Origin of the sequence: Kaistia sp. MMO-174, assembly GCF_037147815.1 — a bacterium.
Classification (GTDB): Bacteria; Pseudomonadota; Alphaproteobacteria; order Rhizobiales; family Kaistiaceae; genus Kaistia; species Kaistia nematophila.
This window is the reverse complement of sequence record NZ_JBBCUO010000004.1, coordinates 57,151-69,998: the sequence shown is the minus strand read 5'-3', so window position 1 is coordinate 69,998 and position 12,848 is coordinate 57,151. Positions and strand designations below refer to the sequence as shown.

The window sequence follows — 12,848 nt, the reverse complement described above, 5'->3', positions numbered from 1 at the left end:
CCCATTTCCGGCCGAGCTTCGCGCGGCCGATATCGCGAGCGTCCAAACGGGCGCGTCGAGACGCGCGCGCCTGCAGGCCGCGACGGTCGCCGCCGATCACGGCCGCGCCGTGCGCCGTCGTGTGGCGGTGCCGGTCGCCCGCCGCGCATCGTGAATGCGTTCGTCGTCGCTTGCCTGCGCGGCCGAGCCGAGCGGCCCGACACCGGCGCCGGCTTCAACCTTTGCGGGTCCCGGATGCGATCGGTCCGGACATGCGAGGCAGCAGGCCCGGGCGCCTTCTCTCTGTTTGCGCGCCACTATTGTCAGGCAGCAAATATAGTCGGCGCTGTCCGGATCCCGCGATTGCGCCGGCTGAGCAATGCTGCAATGCAGCCAAGAAGATAGGCCGGATTCTGCAATAATATCTCCGGTTGAAGTTGCCTTTGCGCCGCCTAACCTAGATGGATCGTTGCGGGGGTGAGGTCTTTCCTGGTTTCACTCGCTCTGTTCGGCCGCCCTTGCGCAACGCCCATTCACCGAAAAAGCAGCCTCGTCACGCAGATAGTCGTTGCTCGGGAAGGGACCAGATCGATGAGCAAGGATACAGGGACAAACCTCGGCGAGCCCTCGCAGCCGGAGACGGGACTGACGCGCCGCAATCTGCTTCTGACCTCCAGCGTGCTGACGGCGTCGGCGGTGCTGGGACCGCTCGCTGCGGTCGAGCAGGCCAAGGCCCAGCAGGCTGCGACGGGCCGCAGGCCGAACATCCTGATCATCTGGGGCGATGACATCGGATGGCAGAACGTCTCGGCCTATGGCATGGGGACGATGGGCTACACGACGCCCAATATCGACCGTGTCGGCAATGAGGGTATCCGCTTCGTCGATCACTATGCCCAGCCGAGTTGCACCGCCGGCCGTGCGTCGTTCATCACGGGGCAGTATCCGATCCGGCATGACGACGGTCGGCCAGCCCGGATCGTCGCTCGGCCTGCAGGCGGCGTCGCCTTGCCTCGCCGAGGTCATGAAGTCGGCCGGCTATCGCACCGGTCAGTTCGGCAAGAACCATCTCGGCGATCGCAACGAGCATCTGCCGACGGTGCACGGCTTCGACGAGTTCTACGGCAATCTCTACCACCTCAACACGCAGGAAGAATCCGAGCAGCGCGATTACCAGCGCTTCGGCAAGGCGTTCGCCGGCAATATCGAGGACTATGAGAAGCGCTTCGGAACCCGCGGCGTCCTCCATGCCAAGGCTACCACCAAGGACGATCCGACCGAGGATCCCCGCTTTGGCCGCGTCGGAAAGCAGACGATCGAGGATACCGGCCCGCTTACCCAGGAGCGCATGAAGAACTTCGACGCCGGCGAGGTGATTCCGCGGGCGCTCACCTTCATGGGCGCCGCCAAGGATGCGAACGAGCCGTTCTTCGTCTGGCTGAACACGAGCCGCATGCACCTCTACACGCGCCTCAACGACGAGTGGCGCTACGCGGCGGAGACCATGACGTCGGAGGCCGACATCCATGGCTCGGGCATGCTGCAGCACGACCACGACGTCGGTCTGGTGCTGGACTGGCTCGATAACCAGGGTCTCGCCGAGGACACGATCGTCTGGTACTCGACGGACAACGGCCCCGAGCATACGTCCTGGCCCTATGGTGGCACGACGCCGTTCCGGGGCGAGAAGATGACGACCTATGAAGGCGGCGTCCGTGTCCTCTCGATGCTGCGCTGGCCAGCCGAGCTGCCGAAGGGCAAGGTCCTGAACGGCATCCAGGCGCATCAGGACATGTTTACCTCGCTGGCGGCCGCCGCGGGCGTCGATGACGTCAACGCCCAGGTGCTGAAAGACAAGAAGCAGTATATCGACGGCGTCAACAACCTGCCCTACTGGAAGGGGGAGAGCGAGACCTCACAGAGGGATCACATCTTCCACTATTATGAGAGCAAGCTGACGGCGGTCCGGATGGGGCCGTGGAAGTTCCATTTCTCCACGAAGGAAGACTACTACGCGAACGTCATCCCGAGGACGGTGCCATTGGTCTTCAATATCCGCATGGACCCGTTCGAGAGCTTCGATTCACCGGATGCCTATGGCCATCTGATGCAGAAGGTCTCCTGGCTGATCCAGCCGATGAATGTCCTGATGCAGGAGCATCTGCAGACGCTGGCGGACTATCCGCCGGTGCAGGGCGGCACTTCCTTCGACATGTCCAACATCGTCAAGGACTTCATGGCCAAGGGCCACGATTGATGCATCGCGGCCCCCGACCTCGCAACAAGGTTGGGGGCCAAAGCGCATGCCGGCTCTCGTCCAGGTGCCTGTCCGCGCTTCCGGCGGGCAGGTGGGACGTCGGTTGATCGACGCAGCAAATGTCCCCCGGCCGGGTCGATTTCCGGCCGAGGGGTGCAAGCCGGCTAGATGAAATGGCCGTCGCAGCCGGGATGCGTCCGCGTGGGGGCGATGGGCAGTGTCGTTATGCCTGACGCTATTTCGGAAACAGGAAGGTGGCGACGAGGCGCGCTCCCCATTCCGGCCCATTCTCGGGCGCGACGGCGTAATAGCGTCCCATCGCCGCGAGGCTGACGCGCTGGTCGCCGAACTTGAAGATCTTACTGACGCCGAAATTGATCGGAATGGTCCACTCGCCGGACTGCCAGTCGTAGGTCGATTCGGTATTCAGGATCAGCGACGTCGTATCGGGGAAGGTGTAGTTCAGGAACGGCTGGATGAAGGCCTTGCTGTAGTCGTCGCGGTCGCTCGGCCCGGCGTAGGACCAGATCTGGTTGGCCAGCACGCCCACGGTCCAGCCATTCATCTGCCGGAGCAGGATCGCCGTCGGACCCGCGCCCCAGACGCCGTTGCCGAGTTCGCTTTCCGTGGCCGTCGGCCAGAGGAAGGCGGGGCCCGCGCCGAAAACCCAGCCATCTTTCAGGGCCGGCGCGAGGAAGAAGCTCTGCGTCGTGTCGCCAAGGCCGAAATGGCTGCCATAGCCGGGCGCCAGTTCCCCCTGCTGGATCGTCGGCACGATGGTGCGGACGATGAGGCTCAGATCTTCCGACAGGGTGACGGGAACGACCGGCTGGAGATTGAGCGTGTACTGGCCCGCGTCGCTCGGCCCGAAGCAGCAGTCATAATTGCCCTGGAACGGCACGCTGATGAGGTTGGCGATCGGATTGGCGAGCTGCTTGGCGAGTTCGGCATCGTCTTCCGCGCGGGCGGCGCCACCCTGAAGCGCGAAGGCGACGGTCGCCATGAGGGCGAGCCGGATCGAGCTTGTCATGCGAATTCCCCCTGTCGTGCCGGTCCCAACGAGGCCGTTCGACGGGGCCGGGCCCGTCGAGATGCGCCGGGTCTTCCTTGAGTTCGTCTGTCATGGAAGGAGGGCCGGTCTCCTGCCAGCTTTGGACGTGGCGAGCGAGCCTTGCTTGTGGAGCCGCCGGGCTTCCGTTGCGATTCTGTCCTCGGCTTGCAGCGCGCAAGCTGCATCGAAGCAAAGGCACCGACTATCGTCCGAGACATATCAGAATCAGCCCCGTTGAGATGCAAGAAGTATGTTCTGCATGACTGGGGCGCGTCCAGAAAAAAGCTCTTGGCCCGGCGAAGGCGGACGGCGGAGATAGATCGAATACTGAACTACTTTGGGGGCGGGGGAGGGCATCCCACGCCAGGCGTCGCGTCTCCCGGAGCGGGACGCCAGTCCTCTATGTGCGACGTGATTCCGGCCGTTGCCCTGTCACCCTCGGGGTGGGCATTCGAGCGCGTCTGGCCAAGGGCGCGCGAAGTCCAGCGGCGCGGCACGCCTCGGCTGTCGGCGCAGTACGAATCGTCCGCCGGCGCGGCGCGACATCCGTCATCGTGCTGCGGGGCGGATGCCGTCGTGATGACGGGTCGCCATCAGCTCCGGATGTCGGGGCAGTCTTGCGCGCTGCGCGTGGAAGCCGGCTTGACGGGTGCCATCACGACGGTCCGCTCCGCCGTGGCCCTGGCCTCCTCGGCTGCCATCCTGAGCAGATAGGCGAGGTCGTGCATTTCGTGCTGCCGGGCCAGATGGCTGAGCTCATCCGACAGGTCTTCGATGTATCGAGCTACTCTCTGCATTTCCGCCTCCCAGTCCCAAGCGTGATGCGAAATTCGCGTGAACCGTCTCGGATCAAGGTTCAACGGAACAAAAGAAGTGACCGCAGCCGAGGCAGTCAGTTCATTCCCGGGCGCTCCCTTCGCAGAGGTCGCCCACCTATGTGCGATCCCACGTGCGTATCCGCATTGCCACTGTCCACCTGATCAGTTGACAATTCCGATGCGCAGGAAATCCGCTATTTCGGCGGCGCCGGATCTAGGCGCCCCGAGATGGACAGGGTCCCCGCCATGTCATCCGGCCAGGGCCTGCTGCATGCATTTCGGCTCTTCCCAGCCGAACATTTCGATTTCGGCCCGGCAGATCCGGCTCACCCGCTGGATCTGCTCCCGGGACAGGCTCTCGACCGAGCGGCTCTTGACCCGAATGCCTGATTTGTGCCGCGGCAAGTCATCGACCGACAAGGGAAGCCGCAGCCGCTTTGCGACACCCTCCAATTCGCAGGTGAGCTTGGAATAGTCTAGCACAGTGTCGACAATGATCGAGCCGCTCTCGTCTGCATAGGCTGGAATATTCGACCAGTACTGCACGAGCGGATCGCCGTCATTGCTCTCGATCCGATCGCCTGCAGGTTCAGGTTGCCTGTCGGCGCTGGTGCGACTGTTCCATGCCGGACCGCCGGCGGTGTGGAGGGGCGCCTCAGTCGACCGCGCAGATATCCGAGCGGACCAGGAAGCGGCGCTCGCGGCCGTTGTCGAGCGAGAACATGCCGCCGCGACCGTCGATCGCGTCGATCGTCAGTTCGGTGTGCTTCCACACCTCGTATTGCGCAGCGCCGATATAAAAGGGCGTGTCGCCGATCGTGCCGAGCAGCACGTCGCGGTCGCCGATGAGAAAGTCGCCGCGCGGGTAGCACATCGGCGACGAGCCGTCGCAGCAGCCGCCCGACTGGTGGAACAGCACCGGGCCGTGATCGGCGATGATCTCGTCCAGCAGCTTCTGCGCCGCCGGGGTCGCGGTGACGCGGTTTTCCGAACCTTCTGCCATGATGGCCTCCGCTACCTTCCGGCCCGATCCCGCAGGAAAAATGCACCGCGCGGAGCGCCCGCGCGGTGCCAGTCTGGGGAGGAGCCGTTCTAGAAGAAGCCGAGCTTCTTCGGCGAGTAGCTGACCAGCATGTTCTTGGTCTGCTGGTAGTGGTCGAGCATCATCTTGTGGTTTTCGCGGCCGATACCGGATTGCTTGTAGCCGCCAAAGGCGGCATGGGCCGGGTAGGCGTGGTAGCAATTGGTCCAGACGCGGCCGGCCTGGATGGCGCGACCGAAGCGGTAGGCGCGGTTGCCGTCGCGCGTCCAGACGCCAGCGCCGAGGCCGTAGAGCGTGTCGTTGGCGATCGAGAGCGCCTCGGCGTCGTCCTTGAAGGTGGTGACCGAAACCACCGGCCCGAAGATCTCCTCCTGGAAGATGCGCATCTTGTTGTGGCCGCGGAAGACGGTCGGCTGCACGTAGTAGCCGCCGGCGAGGTCACCCGGCAGTTCGTTGCGGGCGCCGCCGGCCAGCACCTCGGCGCCTTCCTTCCGGCCGATGTCGAGATAGGAGAGGATCTTTTCCAGCTGCTCGCTGGAGGCCTGCGCGCCGATCATGGTCGAGGGATCGAGCGGGTCGCCCTGCTTTATCGCCGCGACGCGCTTCAGCGCCTTCTCCATGAAACGGTCATAGATCTTCTCGTGGATCAGCGCCCGGCTCGGGCAGGTGCAGACCTCGCCCTGGTTCAGCGCGAACATGACGAAGCCCTCGATCGCCTTGTCGAGGAAATCGTCGTCCTCGGCGGCGACGTCGGCGAAGAAGATGTTGGGCGACTTGCCGCCGAGTTCCAGCGTCACCGGAATCAGGTTCTGCGAGGCGTACTGCATGATCAGGCGGCCGGTCGTCGTCTCGCCGGTGAAGGCGATCTTGGCGATGCGCGGGTTGGAGGCGAGCGGCTTGCCCGCCTCGAGGCCGAAGCCGCTGACGACGTTGAGCACGCCGGCGGGCAGGATGCCGTCGATCAGGTCGAGCAGCACCTGGATCGAGGCGGGGGTCTGCTCGGCCGGCTTCAGCACGACGCAATTGCCGGCGGCGAGCGCCGGGGCGAGCTTCCAGACGGCCATCAGGATCGGGAAGTTCCACGGAATGATCTGGCCGACGACGCCGAGCGGCTCGTGGAAGTGATAGGCGACGGTGTCGTGGTCGATCTCGGAGATACCGCCTTCCTGGGCGCGGACGGCGCCGGCGAAGTAGCGGAAATGGTCGATCGCGAGCGGGATGTCGGCGGCGGTGGTCTCGCGGATTGGCTTGCCGTTGTCCCAGGTCTCGGCCAGCGCCAGCGTCGCGAGGTTCTCCTCCATGACGTCGGCGATGCGGTTCAGCAGCAGGGCGCGCTCGGCCGGGCTGGTGCGGCCCCAGGCGTCCTTGGCGGCGTGGGCGGCGTCGAGCGCCAGTTCGATGTCGGCGGCCTCCGAACGGGCGATCTCGCAGAGCACGCGGCCGTTGACGGGCGAGGTGTTGTCGAAATAGCGGCCCGATACGGGCGGTACGCGCTTGCCGCCGATATAGTTGTCGTAGCGGGGCGCGAAGGGCGCCTTGGTGGCGCGGGTGAATTCCGGCTTGTTCATGCTGACCTCCCTTGGTCGACGCTGAGTGGGCGTCATGGGAGGGAGTTTGCCCGGCCCGCGGCCGGTGTCAGCCCTGCCGTGTCGCAGGGATCGACGAAACTGTCTCACCCTTGCGACACTGTGCGGCGCAATACCCGGTTGCAGCGCAATATTCAGTGCGGACGTTCGAGCCCGAGCTTGCCGAGCTTGCGATGCAGGGTGGCGCGCGACACGCCCAGCTGGCGGGCCGCCGCCGTCACATTGCCGCCGGAGCGCTGCAGCGCCCGTTCGAGGATGGCCCGTTCGGCGTGGCGGAGCTCGTCGCCGAAGCGTGCCTCGCCGGCGACGTCGCCGAGCGGCAGCGGCTGGCCGATCAGCGCTTCGCGATGGCGATAGGCCTGGCGCGCGGCCCGCGTCGCGCCGACGACGATATCGTCCTTGTCGACGGCGAGCAGGGCGCTTGGCGACCATTCCGGCGTCGGGGCGACGACGATGCGGGCGTCTGGGAAGGCGAGGCGGAAATTCTCCGCCTCGATGCGGCGCGTCGCATCGGTCACCGCCATCGCGACCAGATTGGAGAGATCCTCCGTTTGGTCGTTTCGGCAGGAGGAGACGTCGAGCGCGGCGGCGAGGCGTCCCTCGTGGTCGTAGATCGGCGCGGTGGTGCAGGAGAGCGCCGTGTTGCGGGTGAAGAAATGCTGCTGGCGATGGATGGTCAGCACGCGCTGCTCGACGAGGCAGGTGCCGATGCCGTTGGTGCCCTCGCTCTCCTCGCTCCAGACGCAGCCGGTCCAGAGGCCCCAATCCTCGAAGGTCTCGTCGTCGCCGACGGCGCCGCGCCGCTCGACCGGGATGCCGTCGCGATCGGCGAGCAGCACGCAGCAGCCCATGCCGCCGACGGCGAAATAGAGGCGGTCGAGGCTCGCCTGCGCCGCCCGAAGCAGGGGCTCCATCCGTTGCCGGACGGCTGTCAGCTCGCGATCGCTCAATCGATTGGGGAGGCGCCGCTCGGCCGGGTCGAGCCGGTGCAGGCTGGCGGAGCGCTGCCACGACGCGACCAGCGCCGAGGAAGCCGCCTCGCCCGAGCGGATGGCCGACTGCACCCTGTCGGCATGCAGGCCGATTTCCGGCTTCGACATCGCCTCCTCCCAGATGGCTTGTTGCTGTCGTCGCTTTCCGTGTCTTGTCGCGGCGGGCCCGTTCCTTGTCGGCGGCCGCCCGCATGTTCCCCATAAGATAGCGAGCCGCGGCCGTTTCGCAAAACCCGTTACCTTGGCCCGGCCCTGGCCTTTCGCGTGGCTCGCCGCCATCGACAATCCGCGCGCAAGAAATTATCTATAAAACATGAGCAAGCCCAAGGAAGACACGCTGGCGGTGCGGATCAGCCGCGCCCTGGCCGAGCGGATCATTGCCGGCGAGATCGAGCCCGGCGCCCGTCTGCGCCAGGATCATGTCGCCGAGGAGTTCGGCGCCAGCCATGTGCCGGTGCGCGAGGCGTTCCGTCGTCTCGAAGCGCAGGGCCTGGCCGTCAGCGAGCCGCGCCGCGGCGTCCGCGTGGCGTCGTTCAACCTCGCCGAGGTCAAGGAAGTGGCGGAGATGCGCGCTGCGCTCGAAGTGCTGGCGCTGCGCCATGCCGCGCCCAACCTGACCGCCGCCATCCTCGACGAGGCCGAGGCGGCGACCAAGGCAGGCGACGAATCGCGCGATGTCCGCTCCTGGGAGGAGGCAAACCGGCGGTTTCACCGGCTGATCCTGGCGCCTTGCGGCATGCCGCGGCTGCTTGCTTCGATCGACGACCTGCATGCGGCCAGCGCGCGCTTCCTGTTCGCCGCCTGGCGCGCAGACTGGGAGGCGCGCACCGATCACGATCACCGCGCCATCCTGGCCGCCTTGCGCAGCCGGCAGGTCGAGGCGGCCTGTTCGACGCTGGCGGGGCATGTGCAATGGATCGGGCGGCGTCCGGTCTCGGCGTCCGGCGGCCGCACGCGCGACGCCTTCGCTATCGTTGGCTGAGTTTTATAGATAGAGATTGCGCGAATCGATCCGATGTGGATTCAGTTATAGATAGACTGCAATATTATCTATAATTTGGAGTTCGCATGACCTCGACCCTCGTTCCCGCCATCCGCCAGGCCCGCAGCCTGTGGCGGCCTGCCGCCGTCGTCGTCGCCGGCATCGCGCTGATCACGCTCTGCGCCAAGATCCATATTCCGTCCTGGCCGGTGCCGATGACGCTGCACACCCTGGCCGTGATGGCGATCGCCATTGCCGCCGGTCCGCGTCTCGCTGCGGCGACGTTCTTCGGCTACCTCGCCGTCGGCGCGGCCGGTCTGCCGGTCTTCTCCGATTCCCCGGCGCGCGGCGTCGGACTTACTTACATGATGGGGCCGACCGGTGGTTACCTGCTCGGCTATCTCGCGGCCAGCTGGCTCACCGGCGCGCTCGCCGAGGGGCGCAGGACGCTCGGCCGCACCCTCGCCATGCTGGCCGGTCTCGCCGTCACCTATGCCGTCGGCCTGCCGTGGCTGGGGCTGTTCGTGCCGGCCGGGAACATCCTGGCGCTCGGCTTCACGCCCTTCATTCTTGGCGACCTGATCAACATCGCCATGGTCGCGGCCGGCGCCGCGATCCTGCCCGCCCGCTTCATCGGGGCGATCGGCCGATGATCGCCGAGCATGGCGTAGCTCCGGTTTCCCCGTCTGCGATGCAGGCGGGGAGGCCGGACCGGCAATGGACCGAGGCGGAGGTGGCGGCGCTCTATGCGCTGCCGTTTCCGGAGCTGATGTTCCGGGCGCAGAGCGCGCATCGCCGGCATTTCGACCCTGCCGCGATCGAGCAGGCGAGCCTGCTCAGCATCAAGACCGGCGGTTGCCCGGAGGATTGCGGCTATTGCTCGCAATCCGCAGCCTATGCCACCGGGGTCAAGGCGACCAAGCTGATGGAGGTCGAGCGCGTCGTCGCCGAGGCGGCGCGCGCCAAGGCGGGCGGTGCGACCCGGTTCTGTATGGGCGCGGCCTGGCGCAGCCCGAAAGACCGCGATATGGACAAGGTCTGCGCCATGATCGCCGGCGTGCGGGCGCTGGGGCTCGAAACCTGCGTGACGCTCGGCATGCTGACGCCGGACCAGGTCGAGCGGCTGCGCGAGGCCGGGCTCGACTACTACAACCACAATATCGACACCTCGCGCGAATTCTATCCCGAGATCATCACGACGCGGACGATCGACGATCGTCTCGAGACGCTCGGCCATGTCCGCGATGGCGGCATCAAGGTCTGCTGCGGCGGCATCGTCGGCATGGGCGAGACGATCGCCGACCGGATCGGCATGCTCGTCCTCCTCGCCAATCTCGATCCCCCGCCGGAGAGCGTTCCGATCAACATGTGGAACGAGATCCGGGGAACGCCGGTGCTGGACAAAGGCGAGCCGGTCGAGCCGATCGCCCTGGTGCGGCTGGTGGCGCTTGCCCGCATCCTGATGCCGGAGAGCGTCGTCCGCCTGTCGGCGGGGCGGGATTCGATGAGCGACGAGACGCAGTCGCTCTGCTTCCTGGCGGGCGCCAACTCGATCTTCACCGGCGACGTGCTGCTCACCACGGCCAATCCGCAGCGCGACCGCGATGCGGCCCTGCTGGCGAAGCTCGGCATGCGCCCGGCGGCCGTCGCCGCGAGGGCGCGGTGACGCCGCGGCGGATCGTCGTCACCGGCACCGATACCGGCATCGGAAAGACGGTATTCTCGGCCGGTCTCGTCGATCGGCTGGGCGCCGACTACTGGAAGCCGGTGCAGGCGGGGCTCGACGGCGAGACGGACAGCGAGACGGTGGCGCGGCTCGCCGGGATCGGCGGCGGGCGCGTGCATGCGGAGGCATACCGCCTGAAGATGCCCGTCTCGCCGCATCGCGCGGCCGCGAGCGAGGGCGTCGCGATCGACGTCGCCGGGCTGGCGCCGCCGCCGACGCTTCGACCGCTCGTCATAGAGGGGGCGGGCGGTGTGCTGGTGCCGCTGACGCCGGCGGCGAGCTTCGCCGACGTTCTGGCGCGCTGGGGCTTTCCCGTCGTGCTGTGCGCGCGGACCTCGCTCGGCACGATCAACCACACGCTGCTGTCGCTGGAGGCGCTCCGCCATCGCGCCGTTCCGCTCTTCGGAGTCGCGTTCGTCGGAGAGGCCGAGCCGGAGACGGCGCAGGCGATCGCCGGGATCGGTCGCGTGCGCATTCTCGGCCGGCTGGCGTGGCTTCCGCAGCTGACGGCCGCGTTGCTGCGCCAATCGTTCCGCCAGGGCTTTGGCGCGCGCTTCGACGTCGGGCCGGGCGGGGAGGGGTGTGATGTTTAGGCAACGGTAGCTGCCGATGCGTCCGTGCATGGCTGCGTTGCAGGCGGTCATCACATACGCGCCGCATTCCCTCTGGTAGGAGGCGGACCAAGGCCCGCGCGTTGCGCCAGGCCATTCCCATCCACTTCCAAGGTTTTCCGTCCGTGTCTTCAGCTGTTTCGCGTCGGTCGTTCCTGACCGGCATGTCCCTTGTCGGCGTTTCGGCGCTTGCCGCCTGCGCGCAAGTGCCGAAGGAGGTCGGCGTGGAGACGAGCCTCGCGCCGATGGCGCCGGGCCTGTCGCCCGCCCCGGCGACGGCCGAGCCGGCAGCCGCGACCGCAGCCGCCGAACCGGTCTCCGGCGGCAGCGACTATGCGCGGATGTACGCAGCCGTGACCGATGGCGATTTCAAGCTGCCGGCGATCCGCCACGACGCCGTCGATCCGAAATATCTGCGCCAGCTGGTCGATGATCCGACCGGCGAGGCGCCCGGCACGCTGGTCGTCAACACCAAGGACAAGCATCTCTATCTGGTGCTTAGGGATGGCAAGGCGATGCGCTATGGCGTCGGCCTCGGCCGTCAGGGCTATTCCTGGAAGGGCCGCGCCATCGTGCAGTGGAAGCGCAAGTGGCCGACCTGGACGCCGCCCTCCGCCATGATCGGCCGCAAGCCGGAACTGGAGAAGTGGCGCACCGGCATGCCGCCCGGCCTGCAGAACCCGCTCGGCGCGCGCGCCCTCTACATCTACAAGGATGGCGTCGACACGCTCTATCGCATCCATGGCTCGCCGGAATGGCGCACGATCGGAAAGTCGGCTTCGTCCGGCTGCGTCCGGATGTTCAACCAGGACGTCATCGACCTCTACGACCGCGTGCCGTCGAAGACGACGCTGGTGGTGATCTAGGCCCGGACGCTGCGCGCCGTCATTCGGCCGTCACTTGGCCGTCATCGCCGGCAGGTCGGCGGCAAGAGCATCGATCGCGATGCGAACCCGCAGCGGCAGCCGCGCCTGCCCCGGCCAGACGGCGTTGATCTGAAACTCCAGCCCCGGCCGTTCGGGCAGGAGCCGTACCAGTTCGCCGGACGCGATCCGGTCGCGGACCAGCCAGCATGGCAGCCAGGCGAGCCCGAACCCGGCGGCGGCGGCATCGGCGATTGCCTCGAGATCGTCGAACCGCATCCGGCCCAGCGGGATGAATTCCTCCGGGGCCTCGTTGTCGCGCGGAAACAGCCAGCTGCGGATCCGATCGCCGCGGCCATAGGCGATGGTGGCATGACCGCCTAGGTCCGCGATCGTCATCGGCCTGCCGTGGGCTTGGAGATAGGCCGGCGCGGCGCAGACGGTCATGCGCTGGCGCGCCAGTCGCCGCGTCAGCAGACCCGGGACTTCCGCGAAGGGTTCGTTGCGGATCGCGAGATCGAAGCCGTCGCCCATCAGGTCGACGGTCCGGTCGCTGAATTGCAGGTCGAGTTCGAGGCCGGGATGCTCGCGAGTCAGCCGTGACAGGATCGGCGCCACGCAGCGCCGCCCGAACAGCACCGGCATCGACACGCGCAGCCGGCCGATGACCTCCTTGCGGCCGGATTCCAGCATGGTTTCGGCGGAGCGCAACGCTTCCAGCGCGCGCGCGGCGTGCTCGTAAAGCGCCTGGCCGTCATCCGTCAGGCTCATGCTGCGCGTGGTGCGATGAAACAATTGGACGCCCAGCCGCTGTTCCAGCCTGGCGATGGTCTTGCCGACCGCGGAGCGGGACAGGCCGAGACGCGCGGCCGCCGTGGCGAAGCTGCCGGATTCGACGGTCTGGACGAAGACGGAGACACCAGTCAGCGGGTCGCTCATGG

Annotated in this window: 13 protein-coding genes and 1 pseudogene; 7 read left to right on the top strand and 7 right to left on the bottom strand. The window is 66.9% G+C overall.

What is annotated here, in order from left to right:
* Positions 1 to 570 precede the first annotated feature (570 nt).
* Positions 571 to 1,744 (top strand): annotated as a pseudogene (locus WFK98_RS27390) (sulfatase-like hydrolase/transferase); the annotation flags it as partial.
* A gap of 27 nt (positions 1,745 to 1,771) precedes the next feature.
* Positions 1,772 to 2,236 carry a hypothetical protein gene (locus WFK98_RS27385; protein ID WP_442907442.1) on the top strand — a complete coding sequence of 155 codons (465 nt, stop codon included), beginning with the start codon at positions 1,772 to 1,774 and terminating at the stop codon, positions 2,234 to 2,236.
* Between the two features lie 235 nt (positions 2,237 to 2,471).
* Here WFK98_RS27385 and WFK98_RS15400 read toward each other — a convergent pair whose 3' ends face one another.
* From WFK98_RS15400 to WFK98_RS15375, 6 genes are all read right to left on the bottom strand, one after another.
* Positions 2,472 to 3,266: a hypothetical protein gene (locus WFK98_RS15400; protein WP_266340370.1), complete on the bottom strand. Its 795-nt coding sequence runs from the start codon at positions 3,264 to 3,266 to the stop codon at positions 2,472 to 2,474.
* Between the two features lie 614 nt (positions 3,267 to 3,880).
* On the bottom strand, positions 3,881 to 4,084 hold the full coding sequence (locus WFK98_RS15395; RefSeq protein ID WP_336800861.1) for a hypothetical protein: 204 nt from the start codon (positions 4,082 to 4,084) through the stop codon (positions 3,881 to 3,883).
* A gap of 270 nt (positions 4,085 to 4,354) precedes the next feature.
* On the bottom strand, positions 4,355 to 4,651 hold the full coding sequence (locus tag WFK98_RS15390) for a hypothetical protein (protein WP_336800860.1): 297 nt from the start codon (positions 4,649 to 4,651) through the stop codon (positions 4,355 to 4,357).
* Positions 4,652 to 4,760: 109 nt separating this feature from the next.
* The gene (locus tag WFK98_RS15385; RefSeq protein ID WP_266340373.1) at positions 4,761 to 5,108 is read right to left on the bottom strand and encodes a DUF779 domain-containing protein; all 348 of its coding nucleotides are present in this window, start codon (positions 5,106 to 5,108) and stop codon (positions 4,761 to 4,763) included.
* A gap of 89 nt (positions 5,109 to 5,197) precedes the next feature.
* Complete coding sequence (gene adh, locus WFK98_RS15380) at positions 5,198 to 6,715, bottom strand: aldehyde dehydrogenase (RefSeq protein ID WP_336800859.1); 1,518 nt, start codon at positions 6,713 to 6,715, stop codon at positions 5,198 to 5,200.
* A gap of 152 nt (positions 6,716 to 6,867) precedes the next feature.
* Entirely contained in the window at positions 6,868 to 7,833 is a 966-nt protein-coding gene (locus WFK98_RS15375) for a helix-turn-helix domain-containing protein (protein ID WP_336800858.1), read from the bottom strand.
* Positions 7,834 to 8,038: 205 nt separating this feature from the next.
* Between WFK98_RS15375 and WFK98_RS15370 the strand changes: the two genes are divergently transcribed.
* The 5 genes from WFK98_RS15370 (at position 8,039) to WFK98_RS15350 (ending at position 11,910) form a co-directional block, all read left to right on the top strand.
* Positions 8,039 to 8,707 (top strand): GntR family transcriptional regulator, encoded by a 669-nt coding sequence (locus tag WFK98_RS15370; protein ID WP_266340376.1) that lies wholly within the window; start codon positions 8,039 to 8,041, stop codon positions 8,705 to 8,707.
* Positions 8,708 to 8,793: 86 nt separating this feature from the next.
* A complete protein-coding gene (locus WFK98_RS15365; RefSeq protein ID WP_336800857.1) occupies positions 8,794 to 9,360 on the top strand; it encodes a biotin transporter BioY in 567 nt (188 codons plus the stop codon).
* Positions 9,361 to 9,398: 38 nt separating this feature from the next.
* Entirely contained in the window at positions 9,399 to 10,373 is a 975-nt protein-coding gene (gene bioB / locus WFK98_RS15360) for a biotin synthase BioB (protein ID WP_336801176.1), read from the top strand.
* Positions 10,370 to 11,026 (top strand): dethiobiotin synthase, encoded by a 657-nt coding sequence (gene bioD / locus WFK98_RS15355; RefSeq protein WP_336800856.1) that lies wholly within the window; start codon positions 10,370 to 10,372, stop codon positions 11,024 to 11,026. The genes bioB and bioD overlap by 4 nt, the downstream gene beginning before the upstream one ends.
* Positions 11,027 to 11,268: 242 nt before the next feature.
* Positions 11,269 to 11,910, top strand: a complete 642-nt coding sequence (locus WFK98_RS15350) for a L,D-transpeptidase (protein ID WP_336800855.1) — start codon at positions 11,269 to 11,271, stop codon at positions 11,908 to 11,910.
* Positions 11,911 to 11,940: 30 nt separating this feature from the next.
* Here the strand turns inward: WFK98_RS15350 and WFK98_RS15345 are convergent, their stop codons facing one another.
* Positions 11,941 to 12,846 (bottom strand): LysR family transcriptional regulator, encoded by a 906-nt coding sequence (locus WFK98_RS15345; protein ID WP_336800854.1) that lies wholly within the window; start codon positions 12,844 to 12,846, stop codon positions 11,941 to 11,943.
* Positions 12,847 to 12,848 lie beyond the last annotated feature (2 nt).